This is a genomic window from Williamsia phyllosphaerae (assembly GCF_014635305.1).
In the GTDB taxonomy this organism is placed as follows: domain Bacteria; phylum Actinomycetota; class Actinomycetes; order Mycobacteriales; family Mycobacteriaceae; genus Williamsia_A; species Williamsia_A phyllosphaerae.
Map to the genome: position 1 here is coordinate 2,404,862 of NZ_BMCS01000001.1, position 23,813 is coordinate 2,428,674.

Genomic DNA, 23,813 nt, shown 5'->3' on the forward strand with positions numbered 1-23,813 from the left:
TGTGCACCACACCGTCTACTACACGGCCTGGACACCGGCGGGCACCGGCGATCTCATCCGGACGCTGTCGTTGCGCGGCCTGCCGATCATCCTGTTGGTCCTCGCTGCGCTGATCGCGACACGGGTGATCCAGTGGGCCACCGCACGCATCACCGGCCGTATCGATCAGGGCTTCAAGAACAGCGACGAACTCGTCCGGTCGGAGTCGGAGAAGCATCGCCACTCGGTCGCGCAGGTGATCTCCTGGGTGGCCATCGTCATCGTCTACCTCGTCGTGGCCTTCAACATCATCCGATTGCTCAACGTCCCGATCACCGGCTTCGTGGCGCCGGCCACGGTTCTCGGTGCCGCCCTGGGTTTCGGTGCACAACGCATCGTGCAGGATCTGCTGTCCGGGTTCTTCATCATCACCGAGAAGCAGTACGGCTTCGGTGACGTGGTCGAACTGGCGGTCGCGGGCGGGATCCCGCCCGCCGAGGGCACCGTCGAGGATGTCACGTTGCGGGTCACCAAGATCCGTTCCTCCGACGGCGAGGTGATCACGGTGCCCAACGGGCAGATCGTGAAGGCGATCAATCTGTCCAAGGACTGGGCCCGATCGGTGGTGGACATCCCGCTGCCGGCGGGAGCCGACATCAGCCGGGTCAACGAGATCCTGAGCAGGATCGGTGAACAGACCTTCGCCGATCCCCGGATGCGTCCGCTGCTTCTCGACGCACCCACCCCGATGGGGGTCACCGACATGGAGATCGACGAGGTCACCGTCCGCATCGTTGCGCGCACCCTGCCAGGCAAACAGTTCGAGGTGAGCCGTGACCTGCGCTCGCGGATCGTGCGGGCGTTCGGGCGTGCGGGCATCTCGCTGGCCCCCGGAGAAACCATCCAGACCGGGGCCATGGGTGCCCCGGCACAAGCGGAGTCGAACCGATGAGCACCCCTGATCAGCCGGCCGCCGGGTCCCACTCCGACGAGACACCACCGAAGAAGTTCTCCGATCGGATTCCCCGCAGGCTCTTCGGCGGCCGTGTACGGACCACCACGGCTGCGTTGGTGATCCTCTTCGTCGGCCTGCTGATGCTCTACGGTCAGCGGGCGGATCACTACAAGACCGTCGACGAGCAAAACGCCGCCGCGTCGGCGACCCGGACCGCGGCGCCGCGCACCACCGAGGAGACGCCGGACTACACCGAGCCGACCCGGACCTCGACACCGACCTCGTCGTCGACGTCCGTTCCATCGACATCGACCACGTCCACCTCCGACGGGACGAACGACCCCGAGGGCGCTCAGACGCCGACGACCACGACACCGCCGGGGATACAGCTCCCGACGATCCCCGGCATCGTCCTACCCGGTCAGACGCCGACCACCACCCCGGCGCGGTAGTCGGCTCACATCCCGTCGTGCATCGTGGCCGCGAAGTCCTCGGCCACGGTGGCGGCGAGCTCCACGAACGCCCGTCGGGTGTCGCGGTTGAGCAGCTCGAGATCGATCTCGGCCCCCTCGGCCAGGTGCTCGTCGTAGGGGACGATCTGGACCGCACGGGTGCGGGCCAGGAAGTGCTGGGCGAGTTGGCCGATGTCGATGGTGGTGGTTCCCCGGCGCGGCCCGCTGAGCACGACGATCGCGCGCGACACCAGATGGCCGTACCCGTGCGCCTGTAGCCAGTCCAGGGTCGCGCTCGCGCTGCGGGCGCCGTCCATGGCCGGGGTCGAGACGAGGATCAGGGCCTGCGCCATGTCGAGGACACCGTTCATCGCCGAGTGACTCAGACCGGTCCCGCAGTCGGTGAGGATGATGTTGTAGAAGCGCTGCAGTACCCGCATGACGCTGCGGTAGTCCTGTTCACCGAACGTCTCGGCGACGGCCGGATCCCGCTCGGAGGCGAGCACCTCGAGTCTGCTGGGAGCCTGCGACGTGTGCGCGCGGATGTCGGAGTAGCGGAAGATCGAGTCGTCCATCAACACGTCACGCACGGTGGACCGTGTCTGCTGCGGGACGCGCTGCGCCAGCGTGCCGAGGTCGGGGTTGGCGTCGACCGCGATGACCCGATCACCACGCAGGTGGGCGAACGTCGACCCGAGCCCGACGGTGGTGGTGGTCTTGCCCACGCCACCCTTCAACGACAGCACCGCGACACGGAAGTCGCCGCGCACCGGCGCGTTCAGTCGGTGCACCAGTTGGTCGTAGTAGACGGTGTCGCGGGAGTCGCCGGGGTTGAGATGCCCGCCGGAGATCCGATGGACCGTGCGTCGCCACCCGGCCTGCGGGGCGCGACGTGCCTTGCGGAGTAACGCCTCCGCGTCGAGCTGGGCCTGGGTCTGCGGTCCCCCGAATCCCTGCTGCGGCGCGAACCCCGGCGGCGGGAATCCGCCACCCTGACCCGGGTAGGGCGTCTGCTGACCCGGAGGTGGGCCGGACGGATACCCCTGCTGCGGCCGTCCCTGACCGAACTGCTCGCGTTGCGGCGGCGGGGGACCGGGGTAGGTGTTCGGGGGCGGACCCTGCCAGCCGGGCGGCGGTCCGCCGGGAGGCGGACCCTGCCACGGTGGCGGACCGTCGTGCTGTTGCCAGGGCGGGGGGCCTTCGTTCTGCCACGCGGGCGGGGGGCCGTCGTACGGCCGCTGCGGCGGCGGGGCGTCGTTCGGCCACGCGTTGGGCGGGGCATCGCCGCGCCACTGGGGTGGCGGGGCATCCCACTGGGGCTGGGGTGCGTCCCACTGGGGTGGCGGTGCGTCCTGGTGGGGCGGGGGTGGTGCATCCCACTGGGGTGGCGGTGCGTCCCACTGCTGGGGCGGCCCCTCGGACCACTGCTGGGGCGCGCCCTGCGCCGATCGGTCCTCGTCGACATTGTCGTCGGTCTGCTGGTGTCGGGATGCGGGTGCATCGAGGGGACCGGTCTCGGTGTCGCGATCGTCCGGAGCCGGATCCGACTGTGGCGGGGCCTCGTGATCGGCGTCCGGGGTGGTGGGTGCGGCCGCGCCGGTCAACCACGGGGGCGGCGCCGGGGCCTGGTTCCTGTCGAAACTCACGTGCGTCCTCGACTCTTCTCGTGTGGCCTGATCGGCCATGGGTCTCGTCGGGCGGATGTACGAACTCTACGGCCTGCGAACGACGTGACGATGTCGTGTCCGGCCGCGCTTGGCGCCGCGGCAGAGCCCGGATCCCCCCGGTTGTACGGCTCCATGATGCAGCCGCGCGCACCCGCCGCGCGAGGGCGGCACCCATCCTGGGGCGCGTGGGACGTCACCGGGGCGTCCAGACGCGGCGAGAACTGCCGCGTCAGCCTGACCGGGACCTGTTACAGGTGTGGCTACACTGGCCGCCGTGATCACGCTGGACAACGTCACGATGAAATACAAGGCCTCCGGCCGACCCGCTCTGCAGGGGTTGAGCCTCGGCGTCGACAAAGGAGAATTCGCCTTCCTCATCGGGCCCTCGGGTTCGGGGAAGTCGACGTTCTTCCGGCTGCTGCTCAAGGAGGACAAGCCGACGAGCGGGCAGATCCGCGTCGGTCAGTTCGACGTCAACAAACTGCCCAGCCGACGCGTGCCGCTGCTGCGACAGTCGATCGGGTGCGTGTTCCAGGATTTCCGGCTGCTGCAGCAGAAGTCGGTCGCCGACAATGTGGCGTTCGCCCTCGAGGTGATCGGCAAGCCCAAGTCGACCATCGCCCGGGTCGTGCCCGAGGTACTCGAGTACGTCGGCCTCGGCGGCAAGTCCGACCGCATGCCCTACGAGTTGTCCGGCGGTGAGATGCAGCGTGTGGCCATCGCTCGCGCCATCGCCAACCGGCCGTTGTTGCTGCTCGCAGACGAGCCCACCGGCAACCTCGACCCGGAGACCAGCGAGGAGATCGTCGATGTCCTCGACCGTGTCAACCGACGGGGGACCACGGTGGTGATGGCCACGCACGACCAACACATCGTCGACGCCATGCGCAGACGGGTGCTCGAGTTCAATCTCGGACGCCTGGTCCGCGATGACGAGCGCGGCGTCTACGGGGTCGGCTGATGCGCGCGAGTTTCATCGTCAGCGAGGTTCTCAACGGCCTCCGGCGCAACATCACCATGACGTTGGCCATGGTGCTCACGACGGCCATCACCCTCGCCATGTTCGGCGGCGGGCTGTTGGTGGTGCAGATGGCAGACAAGTCCCAACAGATCTTCCTCGACCGCGTCGAGATGCAGATCTTCATCTCCGATCCCGTCGCCGACGCCGACCCGGAGTGCCGCGCGGCGCCGTGTTCGACGCTGCGCACGCAGATCGAGAACGAGCCCGGCGTCGACTCCGTGCAGTACATCGACCGGGCGGCCGCGTTCTCCGACGCCAAGACGAAGACGTTCGCCAACCAGCCCGACATCGCGTCGATGATCCGGGAGGACACCCTGCCGGCGTCGTTCAAGGTGCGGATGTCGGACGCGAACCGATTCGGCGCCGTGCTCGACAAATACCGCGACGCCGACGGTGTGGACGGGGTCCTCGACCAGCGGGAGCTGGTCAAACGCATCTTCAGCGTGCTCGACGGCACCCGCAACGCCGCGTTCACGGTCGCTCTGGTGCTCGCCCTCGCCGCGATCCTGCTGATAGCCAACACCGTTCAGGTCGCGGCCTACACGCGGCGAACCGAGGTCGGGATCATGCGACTGGTGGGTGCCACCCGCTGGTACACCCAGCTGCCGTTCCTCCTCGAAGCGGTGGTCTCGGCGCTGGTCGGGTCCGTCCTGGCCATCGCGGGCCTCTTCGGGGCGAAGGTGTTGTTCTTCGACAGGGCGTTGTCTGACCTCTACGGCGTCAACATCCTGGCGCGGATCACCATCTCCGACGTCGTGTTCGTCTCGCCGTGGTTGCTGATCGCCGGTGTGGGGCTGGCGACGGTCACCGGATACGCGACGCTGCGGTTCTACGTCCGGATCTGACGCTCGAACAACACCACGCTCATGTCGCGTCCGTAGCGTGCGGGCAGGGCGGTCTCGCGGACCTGCGTGAAGCCGAGCGATCCGTAGTAGGCGACCAGGGTGTCGTTGTGGGCCGCGGTGTCGAGTCGGAGGACGTCGTGGCCGGCGGCTCGGGTCCGCTCGACGCACCAGTCGATCATCTGGCGTCCCCACCCCGATCCCGCGTGCGCGCGGTCGACCATCAATCCGTGGACGTAACCGGCCGGCGCGTCGTCGTCGCCCCAGAACAGCGGGTCCGACCACGCCAGGCGAACACACGCAACGATGCGACCGTCGAGTCGCGCGACGTGCCACTCGCCCAGTTCGATGCCGGCGGCGACCTCGTCGGCGGGTAGATCGCCCTCGTCCCACTGTCGGATGCCGTTCGAGGTGATCCAGCGGGCGAGCTCGTCACGCAGCGCGGCGATCACCGGCGCATCGGCGGGCACGGCGGGCTGCATCGGGGGCAGGGGAGCGGGGTCGGACGGAATGGAACGCGAAGCCATGTGGTTAGTGTCCCTGCCGTCCGCCGCGAAGTGAAAACGATTTCCGCGTCCCCGTCGGGGTCAGTAGGCTGGCATTTCGCTTCTGCGCGCCGCTCGGGCGCGCGTGGACGACCATCGAGACGACGAGAGCAGGTGAAGAGATGGTGAAGGAAAAGGGCCGCAAGGCCATCGCGACGAACCGCAAGGCGCGGCACAACTACCTCATCCTCGACACCTACGAGGCGGGCGTCGCGTTGCTCGGGACCGAGGTCAAGAGCCTGCGCGACGGGAAGGCATCGCTCGTCGACGCGTTCGCGACCATCGACAACGGCGAGGTCTGGCTGCGCGGGCTGCACATCGCGGAGTACGGCAACGGGTCGTGGACGAACCACGCGCCTCGTCGCAACCGCAAGCTGCTGCTGCATCGTCGCGAGATCGACGGTCTGACGGGCAAGATCCAGACGGGCAACCTGACGCTGGTCCCGCTGTCGATGTACTTCAACGAGGGCAAGGTCAAGGTCGAGTTGGCCCTGGCCCAGGGCAAGCAGGCCCACGACAAGCGCCGCGCGCTCGCCGAGCGGACCGCGGTCCGCGAGGTCACCCGCGAGCTCGGACGCCGCGTCAAGGGCATGCCCGGCTGAGTCGCCGAGGCGAAATCGGAATGAATTCGTCGGTACGGCTTGTTAGTATCAATCGTTCGCTGTGTCAGCGGCGGACACCTACACGGGGCTGAACGGTTTCGACTGCGTGCATCGATGTAGGGGAAGCGTGTCGGTGCAGGCGAGAGACCACCGTGAGCGTCATCGCAACCAATTAAGCGCCGATAAGAATCAGCGCGACTACGCCCTCGCCGCCTGAGCGAGCGCTAGTCTGTCGGCCCGGGTGTGCTCCCGCCCCGGGTACCGGCATCATTCAGGGAGCTCACCGTCCTCCTCGGTCGCGGAGGGGGACGGGACATCCAACAGCGACTGGGATCGTCATCTCGGCTTGTTCGCGTGACCGAGAGATCCGAGTAGAGGCGTAGCGAACTGCACACGGAGAAGCCCTACTGACATGACGAAGGACCCGGGTTCGATTCCCGGCAGCTCCACCGTCACAGAACGGACCAGGACATCAGTCCTGGTCCGTTCTGCGTTTCGCGATGTGCCCGACTGAGTTCGTCCGATATACGGCGGTTCGAGGGCATATTGCCCTTGATCAGCTCTATGTCGGACGATCTCGACGGATCCCGGCGGGCGCGGCCACCGTCCAACATTGGTGGAACACGGAGTCTTCAGTCGAGCCGAGCTCGCTCGCCTCGGGATGACGGAGCCGCAGGTACGTCGAGCCGTCCGGTCCGGTGACCTGATCCGGCTGAGGTCGGCTGATACGTCCGTCCCGACGCGGACCCGACAGTGGTGGCCGGGGTGCGCGCAGGCGGAGTTCTCGGCTGTGTCTCGGCTCCGCGGCGGCACGGCGTGTGGATCGCACCGGGGTACGACACGGTGCACACCAGGGCGAGCAAGAGTCTTCGCGGATCGGTGCCGAGGCGTTGCCGCGCACCGGGACCGCCACTTCCGACGTCGGCTGCTGTCGACCCTGTCGATGTCGCGCTCCGATGCGCGGTGCTGTGCATGAGCGACGAGCACTGGATCGCTGCCTGCGATTCGGCACTGGAGTCCGGACTCGTCGACCGCGCCGACCTGGACGCCGTCCTCAACGCCCGAGGCAGATCTCTGTTGTCGAAATGCGACGAGCACTCTCAATCGGGTATGGAGTCCATCTGTCGAGTTCGCCTGCGTGCGCTGCGATTCGGTGTGGTCGTCCAGCCGAAGATCGCCGGCGTCGGAAAGGTGGACCTGCGGGTGGGCAAGTTGCTCATCGAGTGCGACAGCAAGACCCATCACACGAGTCTGGAGAACTACCAGAATGATCGGCGCCGCTACCGGTCTGCGCTCGTCACGGGATGGATGACGATGCGGGTGACCTATGACGACGTCCTGTACGGCTGGGATGGCGTGCTCGACGATGTCCAGACCATCACCCGTGCCGACCGTCACCGAATCCGTGGCAGAAATCGTCCGGCATAGACCTCATCAAGGGCATATTGCCCTTCATGCCACCCCTGTCGGACGAAGTCCGCTGCTCCCGGGAGAACGGCTGCTGGTAACGCGGCGTACCACCCCGGCGATGTCCTGTGTGACTGATTCGTACCCGAACAAAGGACCCCTCGTGCGCCGACTCCTCGTCCTTCCCGTCGCCCTTGCTGCTGCAGCGGTTTTGCTCACCGCCTGCGGCTCCGACACCGATTCGTCGGCCACTGTCTCGTCGACGCCCGCCTCTGCCTCGGTGTCCGCGGCAGCGCCGTCCACCACCGCGGCGTCAACCTCGTCGTCGGCGCCGGAGGCTGAGGCCGACGAGGCAGCACCCGCGCCCACGGTGAGCGACGAGATCGTGGACGGACCGCCGCCCGCGGCAACGCAGACCCAGGCGCCGAAGTCGCCGTTGGGCAGTGACGCATGCACTTTCGCAACCGAGGATTCGCTGATGGCAGCGCTGCGGTCGAGCCCGGCCTTCAACCGGACGGCAAGCCCGACGGGCTTCCGCCGGATCCAGTGTTCGACGCCCTTCGCCCTCGCCTCGACCTCCGGGACCCCGCAATCGTCGGGAGTGCTGTTCCAGCGCACCGGACAGAGCTGGACCGTCCTGGATGTCGGGTCGGCGATCCAGTGCGCGCAGTACGGCGTGACCGCGGCGCAGGCCCCGGCACTCGAGGGATGCGTCGTCTGATCAGGAAGGAATGCCTCCCCGACGATGAGCGTTGGAAACGATCGTGGGCCTGAGATTCGGGCCTGCCATCAACTCCTGGAGGACGCCCGATGACCTCGGTTCCGACCATTGCACTCAACGACGGACGCAGCATCCCGCAACTCGGGTTCGGTGTGTTCCAGATCGACGCCGACGAGACCGCCAAGGCCACCCGCCTCGCGCTCGAGACCGGCTACCGGCACATCGACACCGCGCAGATGTACGGCAACGAGAAGCAGGTCGGCGAGGGCATCCGCGACTCGGGAATCGCCCGTGACGACATCTGGGTGACCACCAAGCTCAACAACGGTTTCCACCGTCCCGACGACGCGAAGCGCTCGTTCGACGAGAGCCTCGAGAAGCTCGGACTCGACCATGTCGACCTGTTCCTCATCCACTGGCCGTTGCCCACCCGGTACGACGGCGACTTCGTGACCACCTGGAACACGCTCATCGAGTTCCAGGAGGAGGGTCGCGCCAAGTCCATCGGCGTCTCGAACTTCCAGCCGACGCACCTCGACAAGCTGGCCGCGGAGACCTCGGTCGTGCCGTCGGTCAACCAGATCGAGGTCCACCCGTACTTCACCAACACCGAGGCGATCGCCTACGGCACCGAGCACGGCATCGCGACCGAGGCATGGTCGCCGATCGCGCAGGGCAAGGTGCTCGACGACGACGTCATCGGGAAGATCGCCGAGCGGGTCGGCAAGTCGACCGCCCAGGTGACGCTGCGGTGGCACATCCAGCACGGGAACATCATCTTCCCGAAGTCGGTGACCGAGCAGCGCGTCAAGGACAACTTCGACATCTTCGACTTCGAGCTCTCCGCAGACGACGTCGCCGCACTCGACGGCCTCGACAAGGGCGAAGACGGACGCACCGGCCCCAACCCGGACACGTTCGACTACATCCCCGACTGAATGACTTCCCGGACCACGTGAACCGGGAGAACGAGAAGACCCGGCAGGGGTGATCCTTCTGCCGGGTCTTTTCATGTCGGGACCTCTCAGGTGCCGGCTCCGGTGTCGATCCGCTCGTGCAGCCACGGCAGGGCATCGGCAAGTGCGATCGCACCGAACGACCAGGTGTGCGGTCCGGCGCGATAGACCTCGGTGGTCGTCACGCCGAGCGAATCGGCCAGCGACGACAGCTGTTTCGCCGCGGTGATCTGACTCGACCCCAGCTGACCGCCGGACCGCTTGCCCTCGGACTGGAACCAGCCCGCGAGGTCGGTGTACCGACCGTGCGCGCGCATCACCGTGGCCGGGTCGAAACGGTCCCACGCGTCGCTGTCGCCGCCGTAGAGCGTCTTGATCGTGTTCTGTTTGTCGCCCACGTTGGGGCCGATGTCGCCGGAGATGTCGACGAAGGTGGCGAAGTCGTCGGGGTGCCGCACGGCGAGGTCGATGGCGCAGGTGCCGCCCATCGACCAGCCGACCACGGCCCAGTTGCGGGCCGCGGACGCCGCCGCGAAGTGCGAGATGACGTATGGACGGACCTCGTCGACGATGTGGGTGTCGACGTTGCCGCGCGGGCCGTCGACGCACTCGGTGTCGTTGCTGAATCCGCCGGAGGGGTCGACGAGCACGAGGATCGGGGCCCGACCGCCGTGGTCGCGGGCGTAGGCGTCGACGACCTCGAGGGCGTTGCCGCTGCGCACCCAGTCCTCGGGGGTGTTGATGACCCCACCGATCATCACCACGGCGGGCAGACGCGGTGGCGTCGGCCCCGCGAACCACGCCGGTGGCAGGTAGACGTACTCGGTGCGGTGACGGAAGTGGCTGAGCGAATTCGGGGCGTCGAAGGGGACGATCCGGCCGGTCTCGGTGGGCTTGTCGCGGTAGGAGGCCAGCTTCGCGACGGTCGTCTGGTTGGGCAGGGGTCCTGCGGTGATGCCGTCCCACGCGCGGGTCAGTGTGGGGTAGTAGCCCGACCACTGGTTCGCGATCAGGGCCACGCTCACCAGCGTCAGAGGGAGCGCGACCGCGGCTGCCGCGTGCTGCCACCACCGGGCGTGCCGCGCCCCCGCGGCGATGACGACGACCATCGCCGCGGCGATCGCCGCGAAGATCCAGAACAGCACCGGCGCCGAGTCCGGGGCCAGTCCGCGGTGGTCGAGATAGAGGTATAGGCCGACCGCGGTCACCGCACCGACGCCGATGGCGACGGGTACCCACACCGTTCGCCACCGGCGGGTGCGCCAACCGACGGCCGTGATGACCAGCGCTGCCGCGATCACCTCGACGACGGTCGGGAACCAACCGGTCAGCAGGTGGACGTCCAGCGCCATCGCCGTGTGGCGGGCAGGGCTGTACTGCCACTGCTCCGCGCTCACCACGACGTCGACACCACGCACCTGATGATGATGCAACCGTCACCTGTTGGATTGCTGTGAATCCGCGCGAATTCGTCTGAGCGCGGTGTGATCGCGCTCACGGGACTCACTGGGCGATCGCGGTACGCACGAAGTCGATGGCCGCGCGCTGCCACCAACCGATGTGGTCGAGCATCGCGTGCCCGCCGTCCGGGACGGGTACGAACGTCGCGTCGAAGCCCGCGGCCGCGAGCTCATCGATCCCCTTCGCGGTGCGATGCGGGTACGTGCGGGTGTCGGCGGTGCCGTGCATCGCCACGACCCGCACACCGGGATGGATGCGTCGCCAGTCGGCGTACTGCCACCACGGCGCCAGCGCCAACACCCCGTGCACACGGGGATCGGCCGCGAGATGCGCCGCGACCCGACCACCCATGGAATGACCGATCACATGGATCGGCACACCCGGATGCCGAGCCGCGGATTCCTCGAGTGCGGCCCACGCGTACGGCATCGGACTGGCCTGGCCCCCGTTCCATCCGTAGACGCGGTAGCGCACCTGGCGGACGGCGACGCGACCACCGAACGCGGCGGCGATCGACCACGTGAACGGGTACATCCGCAGCGCCGACGGCGAGCGCCACGAACTCTTCTCGTAACTCGAATCGGTACCGCCGGGGAGCACCAACACCACGGCGGACACCGTGCGGCGGGCAACCATCACAGACACACTCCTCGACGTCTCGGCGGTGACTATCCGCGTGCAGACCATACCCGGGCGCAATGTTTGGCAGAATCCTGCGGAGCAGGACAATTCTGACGCGGGCACGGCGAAGGGCGATATCCAGACATGGCGCACGAGCGGGCCGGCACTCCGGCACTTCCAGAGGACCTCGTCGACATCGGGGCGCTCGAAGACGCCTACTACACGACGGTCCCGGACCCGGAAGATCCGTTGCAGCAGGTCGTGTTCGGCACCTCGGGTCATCGTGGTTCGAGCCTCGACGCCGCGTTCACCGAATCGCACATCGTGGCGACGACCGCCGCGATCATCGAGTACCGACGGGGCGCAGGCATCGGCGGCCCGCTGTTCATCGGCTTCGACACCCACGCATTGTCGCGACCGGCGTGGCGGACCGCGATCGAGGTGCTCGTCGGTGCGGGCATCGAGGTCTGCATCGACGAGTTGAGCAGGCACACACCGACTCCCGCGGTCAGTCACGCGATCCTGGTGCACAACCGTGCGGGGGGACCGGAGGCCGACGGCATCGTCGTCACACCCTCACACAACCCACCCCGCGACGGTGGCTTCAAGTACAACCCGCCCAACGGTGGGCCCGCCGACTCGTCGATCACCACCGGAATCGCCGATCGCGCAAACGAACTGCTGCGCGGGGGGCTGACCTCGATCCCGCGGGTACCGTTCGAACGCGCGATCCATTCCGATCTCGTCGTCAAATATCCTTTCAGCACAACCTATGTCGACAGTCTCTCCACCGTCGTCGACATGACCGCCATCCGCGAGGCGGGCATCCGCATCGGCGCCGACCCGCTCGGCGGGGCCTCGGTGGGGTACTGGGCCGAGATCGGCTTCATGTACAACCTCGCGAACCTGACGGTCGTGAACCCGACCGTCGACCCGCAGTTCGGGTTCATGACCCTCGACACCGACGGCAAGATCCGGATGGACTGCTCGTCGCCCAACGCGATGGCGTCGCTGATCGCCGTCCGCGACAGTTACGACATCGCCACCGGCAACGACGCCGACGCCGACCGGCACGGGATCGTCACCCCCGACGGCGGGCTGATGAACCCGAACCACTTCCTGGCCGTCGCGATCGACTACCTGTTCACCCACCGGCCCGGCTGGAACGCCTCCGCCGCGGTCGGCAAGACCCTGGTGAGCTCGTCGATGATCGACCGCGTGGTGGCGAACATCGGCCGTCGGATGGTCGAGGTGCCGGTCGGCTTCAAGTGGTTTGTCCCCGGTCTGCTCAGCGGCGACATCGCCTTCGGTGGCGAGGAGAGTGCCGGCGCGTCGTTCCTGCAGACCGACGGAGGCGTCTGGTCCACCGACAAGGACGGGATCATCATGGCACTGCTGGCGTCGGAGATCCTGGCCGTGACGGGCAAGTCCCCGTCGCAGCGCTACGCCGAACTCACCGAGCAGTTCGGTGACCCCGCCTATGCGCGGATCGACGCCCCGGCGAGTCGGGCGCAGAAGGCGCTGCTCGGCAGGCTGTCTGCGTCGCAGGTGTCGGCGACGTCGCTGGCGGGGGAGCCGATCACGGCGATCCTGACCGAGGCGCCGGGCAACGGTGCCGCGATCGGTGGACTCAAGGTCGTCACCGAGAACGCCTGGTTCGCCGCCCGCCCGTCGGGAACCGAGGACCTGTACAAGATCTACGCCGAATCCTTCAACGGCCCAGACCATCTCACGCAGGTCCAGGAAGAGGCTCAGGCGCTCGTCGACGGCGTCCTGAGCTGAGGGAGATCGAGCGGAGACGCTCAGATTTCTCTCAGTCGCGGTTGGCTAATGTGACGGCGTGACGTGCGTGTGCTCATCAGATGACGGCGAAGGACAGCGGTGATGGCGGAGAAGAAGTCCTCGACTCGACAGCGGGCGAAATATCAGCCGCAGAAGACGTCGAGCACCACCACCTATCTGCTCGCCGCGGTCGCTGTCGTGGTGATCGCTGCCGTCGTGGTGGGTGGGGTGATCTGGAACAACCAACGCAACAAGGGTGAGGCCGACCCGAACGTGTTGGCGCAGAACGCCAGCCTGATCATCGGTCGCGCCGATGCGCCCCACACGATCGACGTGTTCGAGGACTTCCAGTGCCCGGTGTGCAAGGAGTTCGAGGCGCAGTCGGGTCAGGCCATGATCGACGCCGCCGCCGCGGGCACGTTGCGCGTCCGCTACCACTTCCTGACGTTCCTCAACCGCAACTCGGGCTCGGGTGACTACTCGTCGCGCGCGGCCGGTGCAGCGCTGTGTGTCGCCGAGGGCGGCAACCAGGACACGTTCCTGAAGTTCCACAGCAAGCTCTACGTCGAGCAACCGCCCGAGGGCGGGGACGACCCGGACAACGCGGCGCTCGCCCAGAAGGCCGCCGCGGTGGGTGCGACACCGGCCGCCCAGCAGTGCATCACCGCAGGTACGAAGATCCAGGCGGCCAACGAAGCCGCCGACCAGTCCACTACACAGCTGTCGAAGTCACTCAACGGACAGGTCGGGACCCCCAGCGTCCTTAGCGGTGGTCAGCCGGTCGCAGACCTGCTGAGCGGTCCGCAGTGGCTGCAGACGCTGCTGTCGGGCAGCGCGGACGAGAACTGATCGTACGGACAGGGGATTTGGACCCGACCCCGCCGATGGGGTAATTTCGCCTCGGACCGTGTGCCGGTGAACACCGGGGTGCGGACAACTGAACACGGGGCTATGGCGCAGCTGGTAGCGCACCACACTGGCAGTGTGGGGGTCAGGGGTTCGAGTCCCCTTAGCTCCACCGTGAGATCGCAGTTCGGATCTGATCGCTGACGTCTCGCCGCATCGCGGCGAGACGTTTTTGCGTTTCGGGCTGGTCGCGTTCCGACTCATCGAGGTCGGCGCATCGCAGACGCATCGGAATTCGCCGACCGGATCGGCAATGCATCGCAGATCGGCTGTGGCCGAGTCGTCGAGAAGACAATGCCGGAGACTTTCAATACCAATTGGTATGGAAATGTCGTTTCTGTGGCGTGACGACAAACGAAAAACGGCCATCCACTCGCGAGAGTGGATGACCGTTGTGACGGTGGGGTCCGGTGTGGCTGCGGACCGAACGATCAGTGGGCGGCCTCGAAGGCGTCGACGACCTCGATGGGGATCCGGCCGCGGTTGCTGACCTCGTAACCGTTGCTGTTGGCCCAGTCCCGAATCGCCTGCGTCTGCTCCTTGGAGCGCGTGGCACCGGCGGGCACGAGCGCACGCTTGCCGCGGCGGCCGGCGACGGACCGGGACGCCTCGATGTACTTGACGAGAGAATCGCGGAACTGCTGTGCGTGCTTGGGCGAGGTGTCGAATTCGTACTGACGCCCATCGAGCGACCAGCGGACAGTTTCGAATTCCTCCAGCACCTTGCCGTCGATGTCGTCGATGAACTGAACTATCTGCTTCTTGGCCATATTCTCCGGGGTCCTTCCAATCACTGCCGTCTGTCGATGGAAACATTAGGCGACATGTACTAATTGGGCAAACAACTCCTATTCCGACGTCGCGGCGACTTCTCGGAATGACCCTTTAATCGTGTTCTGGAGTGAGACCAATAAAAGAACCGGACTAATGCCCGGATTTACATCCGTGGACTCCGGGTGGGGGTGAATGTGTCGTACGCGACTCCGCTCGTGCGGTCGCCGGTCGGATTCGTCGGCTAGTCTGGTCAACGAAAGGCCCACTGGGTTGTCCGTGGGCCGCTCGCGTCGTAGAACGCTTCTTCCTCGCCGATGTCTCGGCGAGTCGATTCCTTCGAACGGCGAACGAATGCGCACGCCTGCGTGTTCGCCATGACTTCTCGTCACCCGGTGATCCCGGGATGTTCCGCGGAGTCCGATGCCCGAAAGGCATTTTGTGACCCACACTGAATTCGGCGCGCTCGGCGTGCCCGCACCCCTCGTCACCTCTCTCGCCGCCGAGGGAAAGACCGAGGCCTTCCCCATCCAGATCGACACCCTCCCCGACACCCTCGCGGGTCGTGACGTCCTGGGACGCGGGAAGACCGGATCCGGCAAGACCCTCGCCTTCTCCATCCCACTCGTCGCGCGCATTGCCGCCGACGGCGCCGGCGGGACCCGCAGGCGCGGTAAGCCCCGCGCGCTGGTCCTCGCACCCACCCGTGAGTTGGCCACCCAGATCGACGCCGTCCTCGCGCCGCTCGCCGCGGTCTACGGCATGCGCACCACGACGATCTTCGGCGGCATCAACCAACGTCGTCAGGTCGACGCGTTGCAGGGTGGCGTCGACATCGTCGTCGCCTGCCCGGGCCGTCTCGAGGACCTCCTCGACCAGCGCCACCTGACCCTCGACGAGATCGAGGTGACCGTCATCGACGAGGCCGACCACATGGCCGACCTCGGATTCCTGCCCGCGGTGACCCGCATCCTCACCAAGACGCCCGAGAACGGACAGCGTCTGCTGTTCTCGGCGACCCTGGACAACGGGGTGGACAAGCTCGTCCGCCGCTTCATGCACAACCCGGTCATGCATTCGGTCGACGAGGCCAACTCGCCCGTCGCCGCGATGACCCATCACGTGTTCGAGGTGTCCGACACCTCGTCGAAGAACGACCTCATCGACGTCCTCGCCTCGGGCACCGGTCGTCGCATCCTGTTCATGCGGACCAAGCACCAGGCCAAGAAGCTCGCGAAGAAGCTGACCGCGTCGGGTATCCCCGCGGTCGATCTGCACGGCAACCTCTCGCAGCCGCAGCGTGACCGCAACCTGGCCGCGTTCGGTGAGGGGTCGGTCCGCGTGCTCGTCGCCACCGACGTCGCCGCCCGTGGCGTGCACGTCGACGACGTCGAACTCGTCATCCACGTCGACCCGCCGGCCGAGCACAAGGCCTACCTGCACCGTTCGGGCCGTACCGCCCGCGCGGGCAACGCCGGTGACGTCGTCACCATCGCTCTCCCCGAACAGCGGGCCGACCTGCGTCGTCTGCTCAAGAGGGCGGCCATCGACGTCGCCCCGAGCCGGGTCACCGCGCAGTCGCCCGATGTCACCGACCTGGTCGGCGAGATCGCACCGCACGTGACTCCGAGCGCGGCTCCGCCGGCCACCCAGCAGCAGCCCGGCGGCGGACGTCGTCGCGGCGGCCAGGGCGGGGGAGCGCAGAACGGTCGCGCCCGCGCACCGCGCACCGGTTCCGGTCGCGGTGGGGCCTCGGGTCGCGGCGAGCGTTCCGGTTCGTCGAGTGCCGGTTCGGCCGGTCGCTCGTACAGCACCAGCTCCGGTGATTCGTCGTCGCCGGCCCGTCGCTCCGGCGGCGGTGGCGGTGGTGCACGTCCCGATTCGAGCCACGGCGCCAGTGGGCGTCGCGGCACCGGCGCCGGCGCAGGCCGCAGTCGGGCGACCCGCTAGACAACAGCCCCACAGACACCGATCGGCGGCCCGCACTGCGGGCCGCCGATCGGCGTCTGTGGGTCAGAGTCCTCAGGTGCTGGCGGCCCCGGCGATGACCACGATGAGGATGACCACCAGCGCGATGATCATCAGGCCGACGCCCACCCAGCCGAGCACCCGACCGGCCACGGCCATGCCGCGGCCGTCCTGGTGTCCGCCGGACGCGTCGATCTCGGCGACCGCCATGTTGCCGAGGATGATCGCCGGGATCCCGGCGATCACGCACAGGATCAGACCCGCGATGCCGCAGACCAGTGCACCGATCGCCTTGCCGTTGGTCTGTGCCACGACCGGCATCCCGTACGGCTGCTGGCCGTACGCGCCGTAGGACGGGGTGCCGTACTGGCCCTGGCCGTAGGGCTGATTCCCGTACTGCGGCTGCCCCGGCGGCAGCGACCCGTACTGCTGGTCGCCGTACTGCGGCCCCGGATAGGGGTTCTGCTCGCCGGGATACGCGCCGCCCGGGTAGGGCGGCGGGTACTGGTCGCCACCCGGCGCCGGTTCCGGTTGATCGTCCTTGCGCAGTGACGGTCGGGAGTCGTCGTCGGGGGCGCCCGGGGGAGGCGGATAGGTCATGTCGTCGTCCTTCGTGCGGGGGCGTCGAGGGGTCGTCTGCGTCCGCAGAGTCTAGCTGTCACGTATCCGTTCGCCCCGCTCCGTATTCTTGCCGGGTGTCGCTCTCGAAGATCGTTCTCCTCGCCGTGGTCTGCGCGTCATGCGTCGCGCCGGTGTCGGTCCGATGAGCACCGTCCGGTCGCGCGGACCCGTTCCGGTGGTGCTGCTCGCCGGCTTCCTCGGGGCCGGGAAGACCACTGTGTTGAACCACCTGTTGCGCAGCGGGTCGGGCTTGCGGATCGGCGTCGTGGTCAACGACTTCGGCGCCGTGTCCATCGATGCGCTCCTGGTGTCGGGGGCCGTCGACGGCGCCGTCACCCTCGGCAACGGATGCATCTGCTGCACCACCGACGCGGACTCGTTGGAGTCGGTGATGGGTGAGTTGGCGAAGCCCTCGGCCGGTCTCGACGTCGTCGTCATCGAGGCCAGCGGACTCGCCGAGCCGACGGCTCTGGTCCGGATGGTCACCGCCGCCCGCAGCGATCGGATCCTCTACGGCGGGCTGATCTACCTGGTCGACGCCGAGCAGTTCACCGAGACCCGCACGCGTCATCCCCAGATCGACGACCACGTCGCGCTGGCCGATCTGGTGGTGCTCAACAAGACCGATCGGGTGTCGACCGACGGGGCCGCGGCAGTGCACGAGGCCATCCGGGGCGCCAACGCGTCGGCCGCGGTGCTGTCGACCACGCACGGCGTGCTGGACCCGGCGATGCTCATCGACCTCCCCGACACCGTCGCCGACGACGGCCCCCGCCAACTCGAGCTGGCCGATCTTCTCGCCGACGACCACGACGCGCACGATCACGACCACGCGCACCTGCACGACGGATATCAGTCCGTCGACTTCTCCACCGCCACCCCGCTGCACCCGCGTGCCCTCGCCGCGGTGCTCGAGCGCCCCCCGGTCGGGGTGTACCGGATCAAGGGAGTCGTCTTCTTCGACGCACCCGGGCACCGCGGTCGATACGTCGTCCACGGGGTCGGTGGCCACATCAGTGTCACCGCGACACGGTGGGCCGCCGACGAGACGCCGACGACGCGGCTCGTGGTGATCGGGGCGGGTGTCGACGTCGACGAGGTACGGACGGTCCTCGAGGCCACCGTCGCCGGCGACCGAACGACCGACCGGCAGTCGATGCTCGCCATCACCCGATACGAACATCAGGGGAGGCGGGCATCGTGACCGACGATCCGACTTCGGTCACCGAGGCCGATCTCGAACGGGCCATCTCAAAGTTGCTCGACGCCCGCGCGCCGACCTCGTCGATCTGCCCGTCGGACGCCGCCCGGGCGGTCGCGCCGACGAACTGGCGGCCGCTCATGGAGCCGGTCCGTCAGGCGGCGAAACGGCTGATGGCGGCCGGCGAGGTCGAGATCACCCAGAGGGGAACGGTGGTCGACCCGGCGACGGTGAAGGGGCCCATCCGGATCCGCCGGCCTCGCCCGGACGGTCAGACCTGACGGTCCTACGCAGGGATTCCGACGGCCGAGCCAACGATTGCGCATCGGCTCGGTCACGGCGAGACAACGAATGGCCGATCTCGCAGATCGTGTTGGCCCCCGACTCTCAAGTACTGGTTCACTGTTACACCAGTGACCTATGTGACTCCTGATGTTTGGAGTTCGTGTGATCGACAACGAGAGGAGCGTCGCGTCGGCCCGTGGTCGGCGCGCATCTGCCATGACCCGTACACCGTTTGGTTCCCATCGAGTCCGTGCCGCTGGAACGGCGATGATCGCCGGTACCGCCGCGGTCGTACTCGCCGCCGGTGTGGTGTCGATGCCGTCGATCGCCTCCGCAGCCCCTGCTCCCGCGCCCGCCCCCGGTGCTCCGTCGTCGTCGGCCCCGGCAGCGCCGTCCACCACCGCGCCGTCCACCACTGCCCCGGCGCCGGCCGCGCCGGCACCCGAACAGAAGAACGCCCTGGCGGGCAAGACCGTCTTCCTCGACCCCGGACATCAGGGGTCGGCCGCGGGCAACGATCTGCGCAAGCAGGTCCCCGACGGTCGTGGCGGCAAGAAGGACTGCCAGACCACAGGCGCGGTCGGCGTCAACAAGGCCGCCGAGCACACCGTCAACTGGGACGTGGTGCAGCTGGTCAAGGCAGGCCTCGAGAGCCAGGGCGCCAAGGTCGTCCTCTCGCGCGCCGACGACAAGGGCTGGGGCGGCTGCGTCGACGAGCGTGCCAACGCCGCGAACGCGTCCAAGGCCGACCTCGCCGTGAACGTCCACGCGGACTCGACCTCGACCGGAGCCGATCCCGCCAAGAAGGGCTTCCACATCATCGTGCCGAAGCTGCCGGTTCCGGACCCGACGGTGAGCCTGGTGCAGTCGACCACCGGCCGCAAGGCCGCCGAGACCATGCGCGACTCGTTCAAGGCGGCCGGCTTCCCGCCCGCCAACTATGCGGGTGTGAACGACGGTCTGCAGGCCCGCTCGGACATCGCCGCGGTGAACCTCACCAAGGTCCCCGACGTCTTCATCGAGATGGGCAACCTGGCCAACCCCGCCGAGGCCGATGCGCTCGCAGGCAAGACCGGACAGGTGAAGTACGCGGTGGCGATCATCGACGGCATCGCCAAGACCCTGCTGGCCGCGCCGAAGAGCTCGCTGCTGAGCCCGAGCCTTCCGCAGGGCAGTGAGAACACCGCACCCACCGGTGAGACGCCGCCGACGACGACGTCACCGTCGAACGGTCTCGACCTGAGCGGACTGCAGGCGCTCATCCCGCTGATCGGTCAACTGGTCTCGACGAAGGATCCGTCGGCCATCCTGAGCCTGTTGCAGACCCAGGGCCAGGACGCGTCCTCGCAGGTGCTCAAGTCGCTGCTGTCGGTGGTCTACTCGGCCTTCGGGGGCAAGCTCCCGATCTGAGCCCGCCTGACGCCGTCGGCTGATCAGGGTCACGTGCTCGACCCCCACGAGCATCTACGCTGCAGGCATGAGCCTGCGTGATCTCCTCGTCATGACCACACCGGTGCCGTCGCTGAACGACAAGTTCGTCGTGGTGACCGGAGCTGCAGGTGGGATCGGCCGAGCGACCGCCGTCGAGGCGGCGCGGCGTGGTGCACGGGTGATCATCACCGACATCAACGCCGAGCTGCTCGCGTCCACGGCCGACGAGATCCGTTCCGCCGGTGGCACCGTCGCCCACTCCGAGGCCGGCGACGTCACCGACATCGACTGGGTCCGCGCCTTCGCCGAACGCGTCGAGTCCGCGCACGGGGTCGTCGACGTGCTGTGCAACGTCGCCGGTGTCTCGGCCTGGGGCACCGTGGAGAACCTCGCGCACGAGACGTGGAAGAAGATGGTCGACATCAACCTGATGGGACCGATCCACTTCATCGAGTGCTTCGTCCCGGGGATGGTCCGACGCGGCCGCGGCGGACACCTGGTCAACGTCTCATCCGCCGCCGGCCTGCTGGCGTTGCCGTGGCATTCCGCCTACAGCGCGAGCAAGTTCGGGATCCGCGGCGTCTCGGAGGTGCTGCGCTTCGATCTGCGCCGACACCGCATCGGGGTGTCGCTGGTCTGTCCCGGAGCGGTCGCCACGCCGTTGGTCGGCACCGTCGACATCGCCGGCGTCGACAAGGAGAACCCGCGCATCAAGGCGGCCATCCGCCACTTCGAGAAGCGCGCGGTGAGTCCGGAGAAGGCGGCGCAGGCACTGCTCGACGGCGTCGCGAAGAACCGGTTCCTCGTGTACACCTCCGCCGACATCCGTTTCGGCTACTGGATGTCGCGCAAATTCGCCCTGCCGTACGAGATCGCGATGCGCGTGGCCAACGATCGGTTCGACCGACTGGCGCGGCTCAGCGCGGTGGAGTCGTCCACCAGTCGTCGAACGGGGTGACCGGGACGGTGCGCTTGTGCCGGGTGTTGGTGAACAGCGTCTCGATCCGCTCGGCGACGTGGTCGTCCACGTCGTGGCCCTCGAGGTAGTCGTCGATCTGCGCATAGGTCACGCCGAGTGCTTCTTCGTCCGGTAGCGCGGGCCGGTCGTCCTCGAGATCGGCCGTGGGCACCTTCGAGGTGACCGAGTCCGGGGCGCCGAGGTGTCGCAGGATCTGTGCGCCCTGCCGTTTGCTCAGGCCGGTGAGTGGGGTGAGGTCGACGCCACCGTCGCCGAATTTGGTGAAGAAGCCGCTGACCGCCTCGGCGGCGTGGTCGGTGCCGACCACCAACAGCGACTCCTGGCCGGCGATCGCGTATTGCAGGATCATCCGCTGCCGCGCCTTGATGTTGCCGCGCACGAAGTCACGCAGGGGCGCACCCACCGCGTCACCGGCGACGGTGGCGGTCGCGTCGGCCCCGGGCTTGACGTTCGCCACGACCGAGCGGTCCGGTGCGATGAAGCTCAGCGCGATCTGGGCGTCGTCCTCGTCGGCCTGCGTGCCGTAGGGCAGGCGCACCGCGACGAACGTGGCCTCGGTTCCCTCCGAACGCAATTCCGCGGCTGCGGTCTGGCACAGAGCTCCGGCCAAGGTGCTGTCCTGCCCGCCACTGATGCCCAGGACGTAACCCTTGGCGCCGCTGGCCGCGAGGTAGGCCTTGAGGAAATCGACCCGGCGTCGGATCTCGCCGGCCGGATCGATCTCGGCCGAGACCTCGAGCTCGGTGATGATGGACTTCTGCAGACGCCTCATCTTCCCCATGGTAATCAAGGTGTGCGTGGCACGCTGGAGTCGATGAGCAGCGATGTCCACACCAAACGCCGATCCGACGTCCACCCCGACTTCTTCGCCGCCGAGGCCGCCGGTCTGCGGTGGCTGGCCGCCGCGGGTGCGCCCGTGGTGGAGGTGGTGAGTGTGGCCGCCGACCGGATCGACCTGCGCCGCCTCCGCGAGACCTCGCCGACGCGGGCGGCGGCGATGCGGTTCGGTGCGGCCCTGTCCGCCATGCACGACGCCGGCGCCGACCACTTCGGCAGCCCACCCGATGGATTCCACGGCCGGACCTTCGTCGGCAGCCGGGAGCAGGACTCGATCCCCACCGATTCGTGGGGTGAGTTCTACGCCCGGACACGGGTGCTGGCCTTCGTGGACCCGGCCGTGGCGGCGGGCAATCTGACCGCCTCGGACGAGGCCGCGGTACGTGAGGCCTGCGAACGCATCGCCTCCGGCGATCTCGACCCCGCGCCCGGCGGACCCGATGAACGTCCCGCCCGCCTCCACGGTGACCTGTGGACGGGCAACGTCCTGTGGACGCCCGACGGGGTGGTCATGATCGACCCGGCCGCGCACGGCGGACACCGGGAGACCGATCTGGCCATGCTGGCGCTGTTCGGATGCCCGCTGCTCGATCAGATCATCGACGGATATCAGAGCAGGAGACCGCTGGCCCCGGGGTGGGAGAACCGGATCGGGCTGCACCAACTCCATCCGCTCGCCGTGCACGCCGCCGGACACGGACCCGGGTACGGGAGTCGATTGGGGTCGGCGGCGCGGGCCACGCTCGCGCTCTGACTGGGGAGAGTCAGGTGTTGTGAGCTGACTGCGTCAGGGGTTGACGCCGCGGTAGCGCGCACGCGGTGCCGACGGCGGCCGCAGATCGTCGAAAGGGTCGGGACGCGGGCGACGTGGCGGCAACCGTCCACCGGGCTGATCACGCAGCGGCTCGGCAGCCGGACCGTCGGCGGAGCGTCGGTGCCCGCTCGGACGGGGACGCGGCTCGCGCGGCACGTCGTCGCGATCGCGATCGCGGTCCCGCGGCATCGCCGATCGCAGTGGCTCGCGGGAACCGGCCGGGCTGTCGACCCGACGTCGGGCCGGCGGCTGGACACGCGTGGCTTCGTCGGCCGACCGACGGGACGTACGACCGGCGCCCTCCGGCGCGCGGGTGGCGGGGGCCTCGCGGCGTCGGGACCGCGGGGGTTCGGCGTCGTCGTCGCGTCGTGCGCCGGCGGCGCGAGAGCCTGACCGGGCACCCGCTCCTGCTGTCTCGGGGCGGGAGGTGCGAGCCCTGGTCGCGGTGGGCCGATCCGCCCGACGACTCGCCGACCGCTTCGGTGCCTTCTCGGCGAGCGATCGGGTGAGGAACCAGCGACCCAGACCCAGCAGCAGCACCGCGGCGAAGGTCCACGCCATCAGCGGGAACAGCTTCGCGATCGGCAGCAGGACGTTGATGATGAGGTCTTTGAGCCCGCCTTCGCCTCCGGGCTTGACCAGATAGAACGTGATCACGGCGACACCGAACGCCACCAGCGGCGGTTGGGTCACGGCGGTGAACAACGACCGACGGCGGACCAGCAACACCGCGGCCACACAGCCGATGAAGTAGAGGACACGGAACGTGGTCGCCAGTTCGCTCTGTCCGGACCCGTCGATGACGGCACCGATCACGGTGGGCACCAGCGCGACGAGAACGGCGCCCCACCAGGGCACACCGCGCACCGTCGGGAGCACCGATTGCTGTTCCGTGGGGATCCCGGAACGCGTCTTCTGGGCAGAGAGCACGTCTAGACGGTACCGGTACACGCTGAGAATCCCCGTATGACCACGCTCGATCGGCGGGG

25 protein-coding genes, 1 tRNA gene and 1 other RNA gene are annotated in these 23,813 nt (G+C 68.0%); 19 read left to right on the top strand and 8 right to left on the bottom strand.

The window, feature by feature from the left end:
- Nucleotide 1: 1 nt before the first annotated feature.
- Both IEV93_RS11160 and IEV93_RS11165 read left to right on the top strand, forming a co-directional pair.
- Nucleotides 2–931 carry a mechanosensitive ion channel family protein gene (locus tag IEV93_RS11160; RefSeq protein ID WP_188489635.1) on the top strand — a complete coding sequence of 310 codons (930 nt, stop codon included), beginning with the start codon at nt 2–4 and terminating at the stop codon, nt 929–931.
- On the top strand, nt 928–1,386 hold the full coding sequence (locus IEV93_RS11165) for an Rv3103c transmembrane domain-containing protein (RefSeq protein ID WP_188489637.1): 459 nt from the start codon (nt 928–930) through the stop codon (nt 1,384–1,386). The genes IEV93_RS11160 and IEV93_RS11165 overlap by 4 nt, the downstream gene beginning before the upstream one ends.
- 5 nt (nt 1,387–1,391) lie before the next feature.
- Here the strand turns inward: IEV93_RS11165 and IEV93_RS11170 are convergent, their stop codons facing one another.
- Complete coding sequence (locus IEV93_RS11170) at nt 1,392–3,071, bottom strand: MinD/ParA family ATP-binding protein (protein ID WP_371873808.1); 1,680 nt, start codon at nt 3,069–3,071, stop codon at nt 1,392–1,394.
- Nucleotides 3,072–3,327: 256 nt separating this feature from the next.
- Here IEV93_RS11170 and ftsE point away from each other — a divergent pair, with 256 nt between their 5' ends.
- A complete protein-coding gene (gene ftsE / locus IEV93_RS11175) occupies nt 3,328–4,014 on the top strand; it encodes a cell division ATP-binding protein FtsE (protein WP_188489641.1) in 687 nt (228 codons plus the stop codon).
- Nucleotides 4,014–4,919: a permease-like cell division protein FtsX gene (gene ftsX / locus IEV93_RS11180; RefSeq protein WP_188489643.1), complete on the top strand. Its 906-nt coding sequence runs from the start codon at nt 4,014–4,016 to the stop codon at nt 4,917–4,919. Before ftsE ends, ftsX begins: the two co-directional genes overlap by 1 nt.
- Here the strand turns inward: ftsX and IEV93_RS11185 are convergent.
- Complete coding sequence (locus IEV93_RS11185) at nt 4,904–5,443, bottom strand: GNAT family N-acetyltransferase (RefSeq protein ID WP_229705036.1); 540 nt, start codon at nt 5,441–5,443, stop codon at nt 4,904–4,906. The genes ftsX and IEV93_RS11185 overlap by 16 nt on opposite strands.
- A gap of 140 nt (nt 5,444–5,583) precedes the next feature.
- Between IEV93_RS11185 and smpB the strand changes: the two genes are divergently transcribed.
- From smpB to IEV93_RS11210, 6 genes are all read left to right on the top strand, one after another.
- Complete coding sequence (smpB, locus tag IEV93_RS11190; protein ID WP_188489645.1) at nt 5,584–6,063, top strand: SsrA-binding protein SmpB; 480 nt, start codon at nt 5,584–5,586, stop codon at nt 6,061–6,063.
- An 84-nt stretch (nt 6,064–6,147) separates the two neighbouring features.
- Nucleotides 6,148–6,515: a transfer-messenger RNA gene (ssrA, locus tag IEV93_RS11195) on the top strand.
- A gap of 209 nt (nt 6,516–6,724) precedes the next feature.
- Nucleotides 6,725–7,039, top strand: coding sequence for a hypothetical protein (locus IEV93_RS22675; RefSeq protein WP_308691061.1), 315 nt, complete (start codon nt 6,725–6,727; stop codon nt 7,037–7,039).
- Entirely contained in the window at nt 7,036–7,491 is a 456-nt protein-coding gene (locus tag IEV93_RS22680; protein WP_308691062.1) for a putative endonuclease domain-containing protein, read from the top strand. The genes IEV93_RS22675 and IEV93_RS22680 overlap by 4 nt, the downstream gene beginning before the upstream one ends.
- Before the next feature lie 142 nt (nt 7,492–7,633).
- A complete protein-coding gene (locus IEV93_RS11205; RefSeq protein WP_188489647.1) occupies nt 7,634–8,191 on the top strand; it encodes a hypothetical protein in 558 nt (185 codons plus the stop codon).
- Between the two features lie 89 nt (nt 8,192–8,280).
- Nucleotides 8,281–9,129, top strand: coding sequence for an aldo/keto reductase (locus tag IEV93_RS11210; RefSeq protein WP_188489649.1), 849 nt, complete (start codon nt 8,281–8,283; stop codon nt 9,127–9,129).
- Between the two features lie 86 nt (nt 9,130–9,215).
- Here IEV93_RS11210 and IEV93_RS11215 read toward each other — a convergent pair whose 3' ends face one another.
- Nucleotides 9,216–10,565 (bottom strand): alpha/beta hydrolase, encoded by a 1,350-nt coding sequence (locus tag IEV93_RS11215; RefSeq protein ID WP_229705037.1) that lies wholly within the window; start codon nt 10,563–10,565, stop codon nt 9,216–9,218.
- An 85-nt stretch (nt 10,566–10,650) separates the two neighbouring features.
- Nucleotides 10,651–11,244, bottom strand: coding sequence for an alpha/beta fold hydrolase (locus IEV93_RS11220; RefSeq protein ID WP_188489651.1), 594 nt, complete (start codon nt 11,242–11,244; stop codon nt 10,651–10,653).
- 129 nt (nt 11,245–11,373) lie between these two features.
- Here IEV93_RS11220 and pgm point away from each other — a divergent pair, with 129 nt between their 5' ends.
- The 3 genes from pgm (at nt 11,374) to IEV93_RS11235 (ending at nt 14,029) form a co-directional block, all read left to right on the top strand.
- Entirely contained in the window at nt 11,374–13,011 is a 1,638-nt protein-coding gene (pgm, locus tag IEV93_RS11225; protein ID WP_188489653.1) for a phosphoglucomutase (alpha-D-glucose-1,6-bisphosphate-dependent), read from the top strand.
- A gap of 102 nt (nt 13,012–13,113) precedes the next feature.
- Nucleotides 13,114–13,860, top strand: a complete 747-nt coding sequence (locus IEV93_RS11230; RefSeq protein ID WP_188489655.1) for a DsbA family protein — start codon at nt 13,114–13,116, stop codon at nt 13,858–13,860.
- A gap of 96 nt (nt 13,861–13,956) precedes the next feature.
- A tRNA-Ala gene (locus IEV93_RS11235) sits at nt 13,957–14,029 on the top strand.
- Nucleotides 14,030–14,348: 319 nt separating this feature from the next.
- Here IEV93_RS11235 and IEV93_RS11240 read toward each other — a convergent pair.
- A complete protein-coding gene (locus IEV93_RS11240; RefSeq protein WP_188489657.1) occupies nt 14,349–14,687 on the bottom strand; it encodes a histone-like nucleoid-structuring protein Lsr2 in 339 nt (112 codons plus the stop codon).
- A 424-nt stretch (nt 14,688–15,111) separates the two neighbouring features.
- On the opposite strand from IEV93_RS11240, the gene IEV93_RS11245 reads away from it, so the two are divergent.
- A complete protein-coding gene (locus IEV93_RS11245; protein ID WP_188489659.1) occupies nt 15,112–16,638 on the top strand; it encodes a DEAD/DEAH box helicase in 1,527 nt (508 codons plus the stop codon).
- A gap of 72 nt (nt 16,639–16,710) precedes the next feature.
- Here the strand turns inward: IEV93_RS11245 and IEV93_RS11250 are convergent, their stop codons facing one another.
- Nucleotides 16,711–17,256, bottom strand: a complete 546-nt coding sequence (locus IEV93_RS11250) for a DUF4190 domain-containing protein (RefSeq protein WP_188489661.1) — start codon at nt 17,254–17,256, stop codon at nt 16,711–16,713.
- A 163-nt stretch (nt 17,257–17,419) separates the two neighbouring features.
- On the opposite strand from IEV93_RS11250, the gene IEV93_RS11255 reads away from it, so the two are divergent.
- From IEV93_RS11255 to IEV93_RS11270, 4 genes are all read left to right on the top strand, one after another.
- Nucleotides 17,420–18,481 (top strand): CobW family GTP-binding protein, encoded by a 1,062-nt coding sequence (locus IEV93_RS11255; RefSeq protein ID WP_188489662.1) that lies wholly within the window; start codon nt 17,420–17,422, stop codon nt 18,479–18,481.
- Nucleotides 18,478–18,759: a DUF3253 domain-containing protein gene (locus tag IEV93_RS11260; protein WP_188489665.1), complete on the top strand. Its 282-nt coding sequence runs from the start codon at nt 18,478–18,480 to the stop codon at nt 18,757–18,759. Before IEV93_RS11255 ends, IEV93_RS11260 begins: the two co-directional genes overlap by 4 nt.
- A gap of 271 nt (nt 18,760–19,030) precedes the next feature.
- Nucleotides 19,031–20,173 (top strand): N-acetylmuramoyl-L-alanine amidase, encoded by a 1,143-nt coding sequence (locus IEV93_RS11265; RefSeq protein WP_229705038.1) that lies wholly within the window; start codon nt 19,031–19,033, stop codon nt 20,171–20,173.
- 67 nt (nt 20,174–20,240) lie between these two features.
- Entirely contained in the window at nt 20,241–21,152 is a 912-nt protein-coding gene (locus IEV93_RS11270; protein WP_188489667.1) for an SDR family oxidoreductase, read from the top strand.
- Here IEV93_RS11270 and nadE read toward each other — a convergent pair.
- Nucleotides 21,112–21,945 (bottom strand): NAD(+) synthase, encoded by an 834-nt coding sequence (nadE, locus tag IEV93_RS11275; RefSeq protein ID WP_188489669.1) that lies wholly within the window; start codon nt 21,943–21,945, stop codon nt 21,112–21,114. The genes IEV93_RS11270 and nadE overlap by 41 nt on opposite strands.
- A 42-nt stretch (nt 21,946–21,987) precedes the next feature.
- Between nadE and IEV93_RS11280 the strand changes: the two genes are divergently transcribed.
- Nucleotides 21,988–22,764, top strand: coding sequence for a fructosamine kinase family protein (locus IEV93_RS11280; protein WP_188489671.1), 777 nt, complete (start codon nt 21,988–21,990; stop codon nt 22,762–22,764).
- 33 nt (nt 22,765–22,797) lie between these two features.
- On the opposite strand, the gene IEV93_RS11285 is transcribed toward IEV93_RS11280, so the two are convergent.
- Nucleotides 22,798–23,754, bottom strand: a complete 957-nt coding sequence (locus IEV93_RS11285) for a Yip1 family protein (protein WP_188489672.1) — start codon at nt 23,752–23,754, stop codon at nt 22,798–22,800.
- Between the last annotated feature and the right edge of the window lie 59 nt (nt 23,755–23,813).